This is a genomic window from Crenobacter sp. CS_VA4 (assembly GCF_055597485.1).
The window spans coordinates 88,509-102,308 of the sequence record NZ_JBVMAE010000012.1 but is presented as its reverse complement, the minus strand read 5'-3'; the positions used below and the strand labels follow the sequence as shown (position 1 = coordinate 102,308).

At 65.2% G+C, this 13,800-nt stretch carries 20 protein-coding genes; 13 read left to right on the top strand and 7 right to left on the bottom strand.

Features of this window, described 5'->3' with window-relative positions:
* Nucleotides 1-82 precede the first annotated feature (82 nt).
* The 5 genes from serC to hisC all read left to right on the top strand — a co-directional run bounded on the left by serC (nt 83) and on the right by hisC (nt 4,807).
* On the top strand, nt 83-1,171 hold the full coding sequence (gene serC, locus ACZ2IA_RS13205) for a 3-phosphoserine/phosphohydroxythreonine transaminase (protein ID WP_470293048.1): 1,089 nt from the start codon (nt 83-85) through the stop codon (nt 1,169-1,171).
* Nucleotides 1,172-1,256: 85 nt separating this feature from the next.
* Nucleotides 1,257-1,847, top strand: coding sequence for an O-methyltransferase (locus tag ACZ2IA_RS13200; RefSeq protein ID WP_470293047.1), 591 nt, complete (start codon nt 1,257-1,259; stop codon nt 1,845-1,847).
* Between the two features lies 1 nt (nt 1,848).
* Nucleotides 1,849-2,922, top strand: a complete 1,074-nt coding sequence (gene pheA, locus ACZ2IA_RS13195) for a prephenate dehydratase (RefSeq protein ID WP_470293046.1) — start codon at nt 1,849-1,851, stop codon at nt 2,920-2,922.
* Between the two features lie 114 nt (nt 2,923-3,036).
* A complete protein-coding gene (locus ACZ2IA_RS13190) occupies nt 3,037-3,627 on the top strand; it encodes an LOG family protein (protein ID WP_470293045.1) in 591 nt (196 codons plus the stop codon).
* An 82-nt stretch (nt 3,628-3,709) separates the two neighbouring features.
* On the top strand, nt 3,710-4,807 hold the full coding sequence (gene hisC, locus ACZ2IA_RS13185; RefSeq protein WP_470293044.1) for a histidinol-phosphate transaminase: 1,098 nt from the start codon (nt 3,710-3,712) through the stop codon (nt 4,805-4,807).
* A 4-nt stretch (nt 4,808-4,811) separates the two neighbouring features.
* On the opposite strand, the gene ACZ2IA_RS13180 is transcribed toward hisC, so the two are convergent.
* Nucleotides 4,812-4,949 carry a hypothetical protein gene (locus ACZ2IA_RS13180; RefSeq protein WP_470293043.1) on the bottom strand — a complete coding sequence of 46 codons (138 nt, stop codon included), beginning with the start codon at nt 4,947-4,949 and terminating at the stop codon, nt 4,812-4,814.
* On the opposite strand from ACZ2IA_RS13180, the gene aroF reads away from it, so the two are divergent.
* Both aroF and ACZ2IA_RS13170 read left to right on the top strand, forming a co-directional pair.
* Nucleotides 4,948-5,964 carry a 3-deoxy-7-phosphoheptulonate synthase gene (aroF, locus tag ACZ2IA_RS13175; protein WP_470293042.1) on the top strand — a complete coding sequence of 339 codons (1,017 nt, stop codon included), beginning with the start codon at nt 4,948-4,950 and terminating at the stop codon, nt 5,962-5,964. The two genes, ACZ2IA_RS13180 and aroF, sit on opposite strands and share 2 nt — an antisense overlap.
* Before the next feature lie 24 nt (nt 5,965-5,988).
* Nucleotides 5,989-6,435: an OsmC family protein gene (locus ACZ2IA_RS13170; RefSeq protein WP_470293041.1), complete on the top strand. Its 447-nt coding sequence runs from the start codon at nt 5,989-5,991 to the stop codon at nt 6,433-6,435.
* A gap of 82 nt (nt 6,436-6,517) precedes the next feature.
* Here the strand turns inward: ACZ2IA_RS13170 and ACZ2IA_RS13165 are convergent, their stop codons facing one another.
* Genes ACZ2IA_RS13165 through dapF form a run of 3 tightly spaced genes read right to left on the bottom strand, consistent with a single transcriptional unit; the run spans nt 6,518 to nt 8,569 of the window.
* Entirely contained in the window at nt 6,518-7,081 is a 564-nt protein-coding gene (locus tag ACZ2IA_RS13165; RefSeq protein ID WP_470293040.1) for a hypothetical protein, read from the bottom strand.
* Nucleotide 7,082: 1 nt separating this feature from the next.
* Nucleotides 7,083-7,742, bottom strand: coding sequence for a DUF484 family protein (locus ACZ2IA_RS13160; RefSeq protein WP_470293039.1), 660 nt, complete (start codon nt 7,740-7,742; stop codon nt 7,083-7,085).
* Complete coding sequence (gene dapF, locus ACZ2IA_RS13155) at nt 7,739-8,569, bottom strand: diaminopimelate epimerase (protein ID WP_470293038.1); 831 nt, start codon at nt 8,567-8,569, stop codon at nt 7,739-7,741. The genes ACZ2IA_RS13160 and dapF overlap by 4 nt, the downstream gene beginning before the upstream one ends.
* 116 nt (nt 8,570-8,685) lie before the next feature.
* On the opposite strand from dapF, the gene ACZ2IA_RS13150 reads away from it, so the two are divergent.
* The 5 genes from ACZ2IA_RS13150 (at nt 8,686) to ACZ2IA_RS13130 (ending at nt 12,719) form a co-directional block, all read left to right on the top strand.
* Entirely contained in the window at nt 8,686-9,339 is a 654-nt protein-coding gene (locus tag ACZ2IA_RS13150) for a TetR/AcrR family transcriptional regulator (RefSeq protein WP_470293037.1), read from the top strand.
* Nucleotides 9,290-9,787, top strand: a complete 498-nt coding sequence (locus ACZ2IA_RS13145; RefSeq protein WP_470293036.1) for a DUF4442 domain-containing protein — start codon at nt 9,290-9,292, stop codon at nt 9,785-9,787. Before ACZ2IA_RS13150 ends, ACZ2IA_RS13145 begins: the two co-directional genes overlap by 50 nt.
* 190 nt (nt 9,788-9,977) lie before the next feature.
* Nucleotides 9,978-10,790: a crotonase/enoyl-CoA hydratase family protein gene (locus tag ACZ2IA_RS13140; RefSeq protein ID WP_470293035.1), complete on the top strand. Its 813-nt coding sequence runs from the start codon at nt 9,978-9,980 to the stop codon at nt 10,788-10,790.
* A gap of 361 nt (nt 10,791-11,151) precedes the next feature.
* Nucleotides 11,152-12,327 (top strand): benzoate/H(+) symporter BenE family transporter, encoded by a 1,176-nt coding sequence (locus tag ACZ2IA_RS13135; RefSeq protein ID WP_470293034.1) that lies wholly within the window; start codon nt 11,152-11,154, stop codon nt 12,325-12,327.
* Between the two features lie 86 nt (nt 12,328-12,413).
* Entirely contained in the window at nt 12,414-12,719 is a 306-nt protein-coding gene (locus tag ACZ2IA_RS13130) for a hypothetical protein (RefSeq protein WP_470293033.1), read from the top strand.
* Nucleotides 12,720-12,746: 27 nt separating this feature from the next.
* On the opposite strand, the gene ACZ2IA_RS13125 is transcribed toward ACZ2IA_RS13130, so the two are convergent.
* Nucleotides 12,747-12,992 (bottom strand): hypothetical protein, encoded by a 246-nt coding sequence (locus ACZ2IA_RS13125; protein WP_470293032.1) that lies wholly within the window; start codon nt 12,990-12,992, stop codon nt 12,747-12,749.
* Between the two features lie 19 nt (nt 12,993-13,011).
* A complete protein-coding gene (locus ACZ2IA_RS13120) occupies nt 13,012-13,167 on the bottom strand; it encodes a hypothetical protein (RefSeq protein ID WP_470293031.1) in 156 nt (51 codons plus the stop codon).
* Here ACZ2IA_RS13120 and ACZ2IA_RS13115 point away from each other — a divergent pair.
* Nucleotides 13,166-13,438, top strand: coding sequence for a YMGG-like glycine zipper-containing protein (locus ACZ2IA_RS13115; protein ID WP_470293030.1), 273 nt, complete (start codon nt 13,166-13,168; stop codon nt 13,436-13,438). The genes ACZ2IA_RS13120 and ACZ2IA_RS13115 overlap by 2 nt on opposite strands.
* Here ACZ2IA_RS13115 and ACZ2IA_RS13110 read toward each other — a convergent pair.
* The gene (locus ACZ2IA_RS13110; protein WP_470293029.1) at nt 13,429-13,788 is read right to left on the bottom strand and encodes a hypothetical protein; all 360 of its coding nucleotides are present in this window, start codon (nt 13,786-13,788) and stop codon (nt 13,429-13,431) included. The genes ACZ2IA_RS13115 and ACZ2IA_RS13110 overlap by 10 nt on opposite strands.
* Nucleotides 13,789-13,800 lie beyond the last annotated feature (12 nt).

Here is a 13,800-nt window from a genome sequence, read left to right as displayed (position 1 = left end):
CGCCAACAGGGTGCCAGTGCCTCGAAGAGCACCGCGCCCGACAAGGATTCTGCAAGAATCTAAAAGAGACAGAGGGATGGTCATGGCCAAGGTTTACAACTTTTCCGCAGGTCCCGCCGTATTGCCGCACGCCGTCTTGGCCGAAGCCCAGAGCGAACTGCTCGACTGGCACGGCTCCGGCATGTGCGTGATGGAGATGAGCCATCGCGGCAAGGAATTCATGCAAATCGTGCACGAAGCCGAGCAGGATCTGCGCACGCTGCTGCATATTCCGAACAACTACAAGGTGCTGTTCCTGCAGGGCGGCGCCAGCCTGCAGTTTGCAATGTTGCCGCTCAACCTGCTGGGCGACAAGAAGAGCATCGACATCGTCGACACCGGCCACTGGTCGAAGCTGGCGATCAAGGAAGCGCGCCGCTACAGCAAGGTGAACGTCGTCGCCAGCAGCGAAGACCGCCAGTACGCCTACATACCGGCCGAAGACAGCTGGCAGCGCGACCCGGACGCCGCCTACCTGCACTACACCTCGAACGAGACCATCGGCGGCCTGCAGTTCCCGTTCATCCCTGACAGCCTGCCCGGCGTGCCGCTGGTCTGTGACATGTCGAGCGACTTCCTGTCGCGCGAGATCGACGTGTCCCAGTTCGGCCTGATCTACGCCGGCGCGCAGAAGAACATCGGCCCGGCCGGGCTGACCGTGGTGATCGTGCGCGAAGACCTGCTCGGCCATGTCCAGCCGGACACGCCGACCATGCTCAACTACCAGGTGCACGCCGACGCCGACTCGATGTACAACACCCCGGGGACCTATCCGATCTATATCGCCGGCCTGGTGTTCAAGTGGCTGAGGGAGCAGGGTGGCGTCAACGCGATGGCGTCGCGCAACGAAGAGAAGGCCGGCCTGCTCTACCACGCCATCGACTCGAGCAACGGCTTCTACTCCTGCCCAGTCGACCCGGCGTTCCGCTCGAAGATGAACGTGGTGTTCCGACTGAAGGACGAGGCGCTCGACGAGACCTTCCTGTCCGAGGCGAAGAAGAACGGCCTGGTGCAGCTGAAAGGCCATCGCGCACTCGGCGGCATGCGTGCGTCGATCTACAACGCGATGCCGATCGAGGGCGTGAAGGCACTCGTGCACTTCATGCAGGAATTCGCCCGCCAGCACAGCTGAGAGGCAGCCGGTTTGACCGGACGCCGCCGTTCTCGCCCCGTGCTGTGTCACGGGGCGTTTTGCTTAGCACCATGGAGATGCCCGAATGCTGAACCCGGAACTGCTGCTACAACTCGATGCCCTGTGGGAAGAGGGCGAACGCCACGACGCCACTACCCGAGAACGTCGCGAACGCCGGCTCAACATCACCCCGGACACCGGCCGCTTCCTCTACCAGTTGGCGCGCACCCGCGGCGCCCAGAGCATCGTCGAGATCGGCACCTCGAATGGTTTTTCTACCCTGTGGCTGGCGCTGGCCGCCTGCACCAACCAGGGCCGGGTGCAGTCGCTCGACATCCTGGCCGAGAAGCAGCGGCAGGCGGCGGCCAACCTGGCGCGCTTCGGCCTGGCCGGCGAGGTCGAGCTGATCTGCCGCGACGCCTTGCCCTGGCTGACCGAAGCGCCGCTCTACGGTGCCGACCTGGTTTTCCTCGACGCCGAACGTACCCTTTACCCCACCTACTGGCCCCATCTGCAGCGTATTCTCGCGCCCGGCGCACTGCTGGTGATGGACAATGCCCTGTCGCACCCGGACGAGTGCCGGCCTTTCGTTGCCGAGGTGCTTGCGACGCCGGGCTATCTCGCCGAAACTTATGCGATCGGAAAAGGCCAGCTCGTGATCTTGAAAGACTGCTAACGTGTCAGAACAACTGCTCAAACAACACCGCGACGCGATCGACCACATCGACGCGACCATCCTCAAATTGCTCAACGAACGCGCCGAGCACGCCCGCCAGATCGGCGAGATCAAGGGCAGCGGCGTCGTCTACCGCCCGGAGCGCGAAGCGCAGGTACTCGCCCGCATCAAGTCGCTCAACCCGGGGCCGCTCGCCGGCGAATCGGTGGCTCGACTGTTCCGCGAGATCATGTCCGAGTGCCTGGCGCTGGAAAAGCCGCTGTCGATCGCCTACCTCGGGCCGGAAGGCACCTTCAGCCAGCTCGCGGCGACCAAGCACTTCGGTCACGCCGCGCACGGCGTCGCCTGCTCGTCGATCGACGAGGCGTTCCGGCTGGTCGAATCGCGCGCGCTCGATTACGTGGTCGCGCCGGTGGAGAACTCCACCGAGGGCGCGGTCGGCCGCACCCTCGACCTGATGATCGCCAGCCCCTTGAAGGTCTGCGGCGAGGTGGTGCTACGCATCCATCACCACCTGTTGCGCTCGGTCGCCAGCACCGACGGCATCCGCCGCGTCTACTCGCACGCGCAGTCGCTGTCGCAGTGCCACGAGTGGCTGAACAAGAACCTGCCGGCCGACGTCGAACGGATTTCGGTCGCCAGCAACGCTGAGGCGGCGCGTCTGGCCAGCCTAGACCCGGCGGCCGCGGCGATCGCCGGCCAGTCGGCGGCCGAGCGTTTCGGCCTAACCAAGTTGGCCGAAAACATCGAGGACGAGCCGAATAACACCACCCGTTTCCTGGTGCTCGGCCATCAGGACGTCACCCCGAGCGGCAACGACAAGACCTCGATCGTGGTCTCGGCGCCGAACCGCCCGGGCGCAGTGCATTCGCTGCTGGCGCCACTGGCCGACAACGGCGTGTCGATGACCAAGTTCGAATCGCGCCCGTCGCGCGTCGGCTTGGGCGACTACGTGTTCTTCATCGACATGGAGGGGCATCGCACCGACGCGAACATCGCGGCGGCGCTGCAGGGGCTGGCCGACAAGACTGCCTACCTGAAGATTCTCGGCTCCTACCCGGTAGCCGTGCTGTAACAGCCGTCACAACAGGCCCTTGGCGTTGTGCAGCCCCGGTCGGTGGCTGCGCGCCTAGCCAAGCCCGTTTCTCTGCTTTTGTGATCGGCTCAACAAGTTTGGAAAGAACAAGCAATGCGTGAACTGAAATCGGTCTGTGTGTTTTGCGGCTCCAACTACGGCGCGAGCGCCGAGTTCGAAGCCGGCGCACGGGCGTTCGGCCGACTGCTGGCCGAAACCGGTCGTATCCTGGTGTACGGCGGCGGCAAGGTCGGCCTGATGGGTGCGGTGGCCGACGCGACGCTGGAAGCCGGCGGCCGCGTCATCGGCGTGATCCCGACCTTCCTAAAGGACAAGGAGTTGGCGCACCCGGGGCTGACCGAGCTGGTGGTGGTCGGCAGCATGCACGAGCGCAAGGCCAAGATGGAGCGGTTGTCCGACGCGTTCGCCTGCCTGCCGGGCGGCCTCGGCACCTACGAGGAAATGTTCGAGGTGCTGTCGTGGGCTCAACTGGGCATGCATGAAAAGCCGGTCGGCGTGCTCAATACCGCCGGCTTCTACCAGCCGCTGTTGACGATGCTCGACAGTACCGCGGCGGCCGGCTTCATGCACGAGAAGAACTGCTCGCTGCTGGTGGCCGGCGACGACGCCGCCACGCTGCTGTCCGCACTGGAAGACTATCGCCCGATCCATGCCAGCAAGTGGCTGGAACGTTCCGACACCTGAGCCGACACGTTCGCAAAGCCACCGGCAGCCCAAGACCCGGCATAGACCGGGTCGCCGCGCCAACCGAGAAATAGAGGAAACCATGCCCCTGAGCCGCATCGCCCCCGACTACATCCGCGCCATCGCCCCGTACATCCCGGGCAAGCCGGTCGCCGAACTGGCCCGTGAATTCGGCCTCGCCGAAGAGAGCATCGTCAAGCTCGCCTCCAACGAGAACCCGCTCGGCCTGCCGCCGAAGGCACGCGCTGCGCTGGAAGCCGCGGTCGACGAGCTGGCCCGCTACCCGGACGGCAACGCGTTTGACCTCAAATCGGCGATCAGCGCCAAATTCGGCGTCGCGCAGAACCAACTGGTGCTCGGCAACGGCTCGAATGACGTCCTGGAACTGGCCGCTCACACCTTCCTCTCGCCGGGCACCAGCGCGGTGTTCTCGCAGTACGCCTTCGCCGTCTATCCGCTGGCGGTACAGGCGATCGGCGCCGAGCCGATCGAAGTGAAGGCACGCGACTATGGCCACGATCTCGACGCGATGCTGGCGGCGATCCGACCGGACACCCGCATCGTGTTCATCGCCAACCCGAACAACCCGACCGGCACCCTGATCAAGCCGGGCGCCTTGCTCGAGTTCCTCGAGGCGGTGCCGGAAAACGTGCTGGTGGTGCTCGACGAGGCGTATACCGAGTTCCTGCCGCGCGAGCTGGCGTCGGACAGCCTGGGCTGGCTGGCGCGCTTCCCGAACCTGCTGGTCTCGCGCACCTTCTCGAAGGCCTACGGCCTGGCAGGCTTGCGCGTCGGTTTCGCCGCGGTACACCCGAACGTGGCCGAGCTGATGAACCGCGTGCGCCAACCGTTCAACGTCAACAGCCTGGCGCAGGCGGCAGCGGTGGGCGCACTGGCCGATGACGACTTCCTCACCGAATCGGTCCGGGTCAACAGCGCAGGCATGAAGCAGATCACCGACGCGCTGGAACGCCTCGGCCTGCCGTACATCCCGTCCTACGGCAATTTTGTTACCTTCCACGTCGGCGACGCCAAGGCTCTGAACCTACACTTCCTGAAGAACGGCGTGATCGTGCGCCCGCTGGCCAGCTATAACATGCCCAACAGCCTGCGCGTCAGCATCGGTCTGCCGGAAGAGAACGCTCGCTTCATCGAAGTGCTGGAAGCGGCACTCGGCTAAGCTGTCAGTCCGCCGAATCGTTTCGGCCAAATCGGCCAGCTGCCGCCTCGCGCAGCCGGCTGTTGTCGATTTTGGCGCATGCCGTCAGCCCGCTTTCACCGAGCCGGCTGACGACACGCTCTAACAGCAGGAAGCGCAGCATGATTATTGTGATGGCACGCGGCGCCCGCGATGCCGACATCGCCGCCGTGGTCGAAAAGATCCGCACGGCTGGCCTCGCCGAACACGTCTCGCGCGGCACCGAACGCACCATCATCGGCGCGGTCGGCGACGAGCGGGTGCTGACCGCCGACATGTTCGAACTGATGCCCGGTGTGGAGCGGGCGATGCGCGTGGTGCAGGAATACCGCATCGTGTCGCGCGAGGCGCACCCGGACAATACCGTGGTGACGGTGCGCGGCGTGCCGATCGGCGGGCCCGCGATCCAGGTGATCGCCGGGCCGTGCTCAGTGGAAACGCCGGAGCAGATGGCAGCCAGCGCCCGCGCGGTGCGCGCCGCCGGCTGCCGGCTGATGCGCGGTGGCGCATTCAAGCCACGCAGCAGCCCATACAGCTTCCAGGGCCTCGGCGTCGAGGGGCTAGACTACCTGCAGCAGGCATCGCGCGCCGAGGGACTGCCGATCGTCACCGAGCTGATGGACGTGCGCCTCTTGGACACCTTCCTCGAGTACGACGTCGACGTGATCCAGATCGGCACCCGCAATATGCAGAATTTCGACCTCTTGAAAGAAGTCGGCCGGGTCAACAAGCCGGTGATCCTGAAGCGCGGCCTGTCGGCGACGGTGAACGAGTGGCTGATGGCCGCCGAGTACATCGCCGCCGGGGGCAACCACAACATCATCTTCTGCGAGCGCGGCGTGCGCGGTTTCGAGACCGCCTACCGCAATATGCTCGATGTGACCGCGATCCCTGTGTTGAAGCGCGAGACGCACCTGCCGGTGATCGTCGACCCGAGCCACGCCGGTGGCAAGGCCTGGCTGGTGCCGGCGCTGGCCAAGGCGGCGATCGCCGCCGGTGCCGACGGCCTGTTGGTGGAAATGCACCCGAATCCCGGCGAAGCCTGGTGCGACGCCGACCAGGCGCTGAACCCTGACGAGCTCGCCACGCTGATGCGCGAGCTCGCCCCGCTGGCCGAGGCAGTCGGCCGCACTCTGTAAGACAACGAGAAAAGGAGAGACGACATGAGCGTATCCGTGGTTGAGCTGACACTGACCCAGCAGGACAATTACCGCATCCGTCTCGACTTCGGCGACGAGGTGCCGGCGCTGATCGGCGACGAGCCCCCGCCGCTGGGCCAGAGCGCCGGGCCGGCACCGCAGCAGCTGCTACTGGCGGCGGTCGCCAACTGTCTGGCCGACAGCCTCCATTTCGCCCTCGGCAAGTACCATCAGAACGCCGCGCCGCTACGCGGCGAAGCCCACGCAATCCTCGGCCGCAACGAGCATGGTCGACTGCGGGTGCAGGCGATCGAGGCCACGCTGCGGCTCGGCCAACCGGCCGACAGCATCGAGCACCTCGACCGCATCCTCGACACCTTCGAGGACTTCTGCACCGTGTCGCAAAGCGTCGGCCGCGGCATCCCGACGACCGTCCGGGTGCTCGATACCAATGGCGCCGTCCTGAAGTAAGGGCACCGCTGCCGGAAAAAGAAAAGCCAGCATCAGCTGGCTTTTCTTGTAACCGGATTCGAACCCGTTTGGTAAACCTTGCCTACAGATAATCGAGCAGCATCGGCACCAGCCAGTCGCCGCTGATCACCACCACCACCGGCGCCAGCAACGCGCCGCTGCCTAACCAGCGCCAGCTGAAGCTCGCCGAGGCTTGCGGCCGCAGCCGGTACGCGAAGCAACGGTAGGAGAGATAACTCATCCCGCACAGCAGCGGCGGCAAGGTGCTGTAGGCGAGCAGGGTGCGCCAGGAAAACAGCCAGGCGAGCGCCACCAGCCCGAATTGCAGGGTCAGCTGAGCGAGGAAATACGCCGACAACAACGGTGGCGCCTCCGGGAAGCTGATGCCACGCCGGCTGAGCCGGCCGTAGCACAGCAGCCAGAGCAGCGCGGCGGCGGCCATCATCGCGTAGGGGTAGAGGAACGGCAACCAGATCGGCGTCAGCGGCAGATTGGGCAGCAGCAGCTTGACCGGGATGGCGATCAGCCAGTAGCTGGCAGCAAGACCGGCGACGGCGACACCGCTGCCGCTCGCCAGCACGCGCCACAGGCCATGTAGCAGGAACAGGGCAACAACCAATAACAGGATCACGGTGGCGATCGGCATGTCAGCCCGCCGCGCGGCAGCGCAGCAGGGCAGCGGTGATGAGTTCGCCCATCTCTGCAAGGTAGCGGGTCTTACGGTCGGCACTGAAGCGGCCCGGATCGTCGCTGGCCAACAGCAAGAGGCCCAGCGTGTCACCGTGATCCCGGCGCAGCGGCACCTGGGCGAACGATTGCAGCGTGGGCTGTGCCGGCAGCCAGCTCATCAACTCGTCGTTGATGTAATGGCCGCAGAACGGACCCGGCAGGCGATCGGCCGCACGGCGCAGCTCGGCCGAGACCGGTGCCGCGGCACCGTCCTCGCCCCACCAGCGCAGCGCGACGCGCTCCAGGCCGAACAATTCGTCAAACAGTGCCGGCAGACGCCCGAGCAAGGCGTCGAAGTCGCACGCCTCGACCAGTACCAACGCCAGCTGGTGCTGGCGTTGCTGGATCAGGTCGTTGTCTTCAGCACGGCCCAGCAGGGTGTGCAGATTCCGTTCGAGCTGCCGGTAACGATCCTTGCACTCGATCAGCTGCCGTTCGGCCAAGGAGATCACCCGGTCGTGCGCCGGGCTCAGACCGAACTGCCGCGCGTGCCGGTCGAGAAACTCCGGGTTGTCCGAAAGAAAGTCGAGAATGTCCTCTGCCTGCATCGCCTCACCCTTGTCGAGCAATTCACTCACACGTCGATCTCGCCGGTAAACACGGTAACCGCCGGCCCGGTCATCAGCACCGGTTCGCCTTCGCCGGCCCACTCGATGAATAGGTCGCCGCCGAGCGCATGCACGGTGACCGCGCCGTCGAGCAGGCCGCGGCGGATGCCCGCCACCACCGCAGCACAAGCACCGGTGCCGCAGGCCAGCGTTTCGCCGGCACCCCGTTCGTACACCCGCAGGCGGATCTCGTCGCGCGCGACGATCTGCATGAAGCCGGCGTTGACCCGCTCGGGAAAGCGCGGGTGCGATTCGATCGCCGCGCCGACTTCCTCGACCGGCGCGGTGTCGACGTTGTCGACCAACTGCACCGCGTGCGGGTTGCCCATCGATACCACGCTGATCTCGACGTTGCGGCCGGCGGCCTCCAACGGATAGCTGATGGCTTCCCTATCGGCCACGAACGGAATCTGCGCAGGGGCGAAGCGCGGCACGCCCATGTCGACGGTGACGGTACCCGACTTGTCGAGTTTGGGGATGATCACGCCCTTGGCGGTCTCGACACGGATCGACTGCTTATTGGTCAGCCGCTGCTCGGTGACGAAACGCACGAAACAGCGCGCGCCGTTGCCGCACTGTTCGACCTCGCCGCCGTCGTTGTTGAAGATGCGGTAACGGAAATCGTTTTCGGGCTGCTCCGGCGCGCTAACCAGCAGCAGCTGGTCGAAGCCGATGCCGAAGCGCCGGTCGCCCAAAGCCTTGATCTGCTTGGGCGTCAGCTCGATCGACTGGCGCACGCCGTCGACCACGACGAAGTCGTTGCCGAGGCCGTGCATTTTGCTGAACTTGAGTTTCATGGAAATGTCTGCCGGGGTTGGCCGAAAAATGCCCCATCATAGCGCAAATGCGGGCCCTGACAACGGCGATGCCGGTCGCATTGACACCTTACTGACCAGTAAGTAGAGTGGACTGGATGAACGATATGCACGCCGCGCGGCAGGACACGCGCAAGAAAATCCTCGACCTCGCCGAGGCCCTGTGGCTGGGCCGCGGCTTCAACAGTTTCAGCTACCAGCACATCAGCAGCGAGCTAGGCGTGAAAAACGCCGCGATCCACTACCACTACCCGCGCAAGACCGACCTGGGCGTGGCGCTGATCGAGCGCTACCGGCGCCGCTTCGCGCGCTTTGCCGAGGCGCAGGCCGGTCTCGATCCGCGCGAGCAACTGGAACAGTATTTCGGCCTGACCGACGCCTATCACGACCAGGACCGGCAGATCTGCCCGAGCGGTGTGCTGTCGAGCGAATACCCGACGCTGCCCGAGGAGATGCAGGACGCGGCGCGCGCCTTCGTCGCCGAGATGCGCGCTTGGGCCGTGACGATCGTGCGCGACGGTCGCGACCGCGGCGTGATGCAGTACCCCGGCTCGCCCGAGGCGATGGGCGAGCTGGTTTTTGCCGCGCTGCAGGGCGCCCTGCAGCTGGCCCGGCTCGACACGGCCGCGCTGACGACGATCAAGCAGCAGGTGCGCTGCCTGCTCGGTTATGCCGACGCCGACCCACACCACGAGGAAGACCATGACAACACAAAAAAACCGCATGAGCCGCATCGCCGACAAGGCGAATAACCTGCCGGAGGGGCTGCGCAGCTTCGTTCTATCCAAGATGTTCGGCCGCATCGTGCCGTTCCTGTCCACCGCCGGGGTGCGCTTCGAGAACGTCGCTCCGGAACGGCTGGTGGTGTCGATCCGCAATCAGCGCAAGGTGCAGAACCACATCAAGGGCCTGCACGCCGCGGCGATGGCGCTGTTGGCCGAAACCGCCACCGGCTTCGTGGTCGGCCTGAATGTGCCGGATGACAAGCTGATGCTGCTCAAGTCGATGAGGGTCGACTACCTGAAGCGCGCGCAGGGCAATATGCGCGCGGTCGCCACGCTGACGCCGGAGCAGATCGCGGCGTTCCACCAGCAGGACAAGGGCGACGTGACCGTGGCCGTCAACGTCTCCGACGACAGCGGCCAGGAGCCGATCCGCTGCGAGATGGTCTGGGCCTGGATTCCGAAGAAGCGCCAATAAACGCCACCGACAAAACCCACCCGACGTTGTTGCACTGCCTTGCCGTACTCTTTGTACTGTAGCTTCGCAGAAACTTCGTTTTCTGCGGCAGTACGCCTAGTCGGGATCGCTACGCTGGGTTTTAGCTTCGCAGAAACTCGGCATTGCCTCGTTTTGTCAGCGGCGTCGCCTGTCTACAAGGGGAGAAACGATGGAATTCACCGCACTGATCCTGAACGTCACCACCGGAGTCGCCGAGGTCACCCTGAACCGCCCGGGTAAGGCCAACGCGCTCGACGCGGCGCTATGGGATGAGCTGAAGAGCGCGCTCAACTGGTGCGACCGCAGCGCCGAGGTGCGCGTCGTGGTGCTATCCGGTGCCGGCAAGCATTTCTGCTCCGGCATCGACATTTCACTGCTGGCCGGGCTGGAAGGGCAGCTCGACAAACACTGCGAGGCGCGCAAGCGCGAGCGGCTGCGCGAACAGATCCTGGAGCTGCAATCCACCGTCAACAGCCTGGAGCACTGCCGCAAGCCGGTGATCGCCGCGATTCACGGCGCCTGTGTCGGCGGCGGGCTCGACGTCGCGCTGGCGGCCGACTTCCGCTACGCCAGCCATGACGCGCTGTTCAGCGTGCGCGAGGTGGCGATGGGCATGGTCGCCGACGTTGGCTCGCTGCAGCGGCTGCCGAGCGTGGTCGGGCAGGGCGTCGCGCGCGAGCTGGCCTACACCGCCCGCGACGTCGCGGCCGACGAGGCGCTGCGGGTGGGTCTGGTCAACCGGGTGTTCGACGACATCGACGCCTGCCGTGAAGCGGCGCTCGCCACCGCCCGGCAGATCGCCGCGCAGTCGCCGCTGGCGGTGCGTGGCAGCAAGCAGATCCTCAATTACAGCCGCGACCACAACGTGCCGGACAGCCTCGATTACGTGGCCACTTGGAACGCGGCGATGCTGCTGTCCGAGGACATCCAGGAGGCGATCGGCGCGCAGGTAATGGGCCGACCGGCGACCTTCCGCGACTGAAGAGAAGGACTGATTCTCGGCTTCATAGTACTGACACGGAGGTGGACTACACTGATCAGGCGTAATCCTATTTCCTCTCTTTCGCTGCCCCGCCCCGTGCGGGGCTCTCTTTTTGGGCGTCCGATAAAGGCAGTTGATGGCCCGACCGGAGCGTTCTCCAGCCGCGTCGTTTCAGCCTAGCCGTCAATTCGGCCATATTGCTGTGCCGCCGCTCGCCACGGCACGGCTTCTGCATCAGGGACAGACGGGCAGCATGCTGGCGTCGTGAGCGTGCCGATGGTATGGTCGGTGTCGACAATCTCCAGCCAGGCCGGGCGGCCCCAACCCTGCCGGCCCTTCATCCTTCCTGATCTGTTTTGTAATGCGCCTACTCAAAGACCTGTCCGCCTCGGCGATCATCGCCGGCTTCGTTACCGTGCTGGTCGGTTTCACCAGTTCCGCCGTCATCGTATTTCAAGCCGCCGGCGCCGTCGGCGCCACCCCGGCGCAGGTGGCGTCGTGGATGTGGGCACTGGGCTTAGGGATGGGCTTGACCTGTATCGGCCTGTCACTGCGCTACCGGATACCAGTGGTGACCGCCTGGTCAACACCGGGTGCGGCGATGCTGATCACCAGCGCCGCCGGCGTGCCGATGGCCGAGGCGATCGGCGCCTTCCTGGTGTCGGCACTGCTGATCACGCTGGCCGGCTTCACCGGCTGGTTCGAGCGCGCGATCAAGCGCATCCCGGTGTCGCTGGCGTCGGGGATGCTGGCCGGCGTGCTGCTGCACTTCGGCCTGAACGTGTTCGTGGCGATGCAGACGCAGCTCGCACTGGTGCTGGCGATGTTCCTCACCTATCTGGTGGCACGCCGCCTGTCGCCGCGCTATGCGATTGTCGCCGCGCTGTTGGCCGGCTGCGTGATCGCACTGGCGAAGGGCCAGCTGCACTTGGGCGGGCTGCGCCTCGAGTTGGCCGAACCGGTGTTCACCCTACCGGTGTTTTCGATGAGCGCGCTGATCGGCGTCGCGTTGCCGCTGTTTATCGTGACAATGGCGTCGCAAAACGTGCCGGGCGTGGCGGTGATCCGCGCTTCGGGCTACCACGCGCCGATTTCGCCGGTGATCGGCTGGACCGGCGTCACCACCTTGCTGCTGGCACCGTTCGGCGCCTATGCGCTCAATCTGGCGGCGATTACTGCAGCAATCTGCATGGGACGAGAGGCACACGAAGATGCCGATCGTCGCTACGTGGCCGCCATCGCCGCCGGAGTGTTCTATCTCTTGATAGGTCTGTTCGGCGCAACGGTGAGCGCACTGTTCGCGGCGTTCCCGAAGGAACTGATCCTGGCGATCGCTGGTCTCGCCCTATTAGGGACGGTCGGCAACGGCCTTGCCACCGCACTACGAGACGATCAGGAGCGCGAACCGGCGCTGATCACCTTTCTCGTCACCGCGTCGGGGACGAGCCTGTTCGGCGTCGGATCGGCGTTCTGGGGACTGGTCGCCGGCGTGCTGGCGCTCTTGCTACTGCAACTGAAACAACGGCCGGCGCACTGAGCGCCGCGGGCAGACTGGCGAGGTAGACGCCCCGCCGAATGCATGGATAATGGCCGCTGCCGCACCGGCTTTACAGGGGGTACACCGTGAACGCTGCGAAGAAAATCCGTAAGTTCATTCAGGAGGGCGACTGCCCCGATCAGGTTCAGGTGCTGAAAGACCTGGCCGCCGCGCTCGAGCTGAGCCGTCCGTTCGATCTCTCCACCTTGTACGACATCGACCAGCGCTACTTCGACGTTGCCATCGATCTGCTGCAGGACTGGCGCCTCGACCATCACATCGCCTCGCGCAGCAAGCTCCTGGAGCAACTGCTCGTTGAGATCGCGCCGGATGTTCAGGTGGATGTGCCGGCCGACGCACTGAAAGAGCCGGGCAGCGAAGCCCAGTCCTGACAGCGCCGTTCGGCCAACGTTGAGGGGTTAGCGACTCTTGCGCACCGTCGCCCTGCGATGCTGACGCGGCTTGGCCTTGCGGTGCTTTGCCGGCGGCGCTGCCCTCACCGGCACTGGGGCGGCAGCGCTCTCGGTGACCAGATTGCCGGTGACCAGATTAGAAGCTCCGTTCACCCGGCTACCCTGAGTCGCGGGGTAAAGCGTCGCGGCACCCGCCGGCAGCGCAAAGACGATGCCTAACGCGGCCAGCGACAGAAAAATTGCTGATTTCATTGCAGATTCCACACTGTTTTCATAAAAACCGCCAGTCGCTACATTCCATTGGCGAAACTGGCGGACGATACTGGCCGCGCAGCGGCAAGCTGTGATCTACTCCAGCCTCGCTTTGATGAAGCGGCGGATCGACGTTGACCGCCGCACGATACACAAGAGAGGTCTGTTTCACCATGAAAACCCGCATCCTGATTCCCGCCACCCTGTTACTCGCCTTGAGCGGCGCCGTTCACGCCGGCGGCGCGACGATCATCGGCGGCGCCCTCGGCGGCGCGGGCGGCGCCGCGATCGGCGAGTCGGTCGGCGGACGCAACGGTGCGATCATCGGCGGTGCACTCGGCGGCGGTGCCGGCGCCGCGATTGGCCACGACTACGGCCGACAGGACGAACGTCGTGACGAACCGAGGCATCACAGACACAGGCACCATCACCACTATTACGACTGATCCCGACCGTCGTGATCGGTGAGCGTTAGCGCGGCGAGGCTTCGGCCCAACCACAGCTCACCACAAAGGCCCGCCTGATGGCGGGCCTTTGCATTGGCAGGCGGAAGTCGCTCAATAGCGATGCGGCGGATATGGCCGATGGTGCGGGTGCCGGTAGTAATGGTGCGGCGGACGATGGTGGGGCCGGTAATGCGACGGACGGTGCGCCGGTCGATGGTGCCAGTGCTTCGGCGGCGGCTTGTGGTAGTGGTGATGGTGTGGCGGCGGGACATACTTCGGCGGGGCGGCATTGGCGGCGCCCGCAAACAGGGCACCACGGTGAGGGTCAACGCGATCAGGAGCTTCTTCATTGTCTCTCGCTC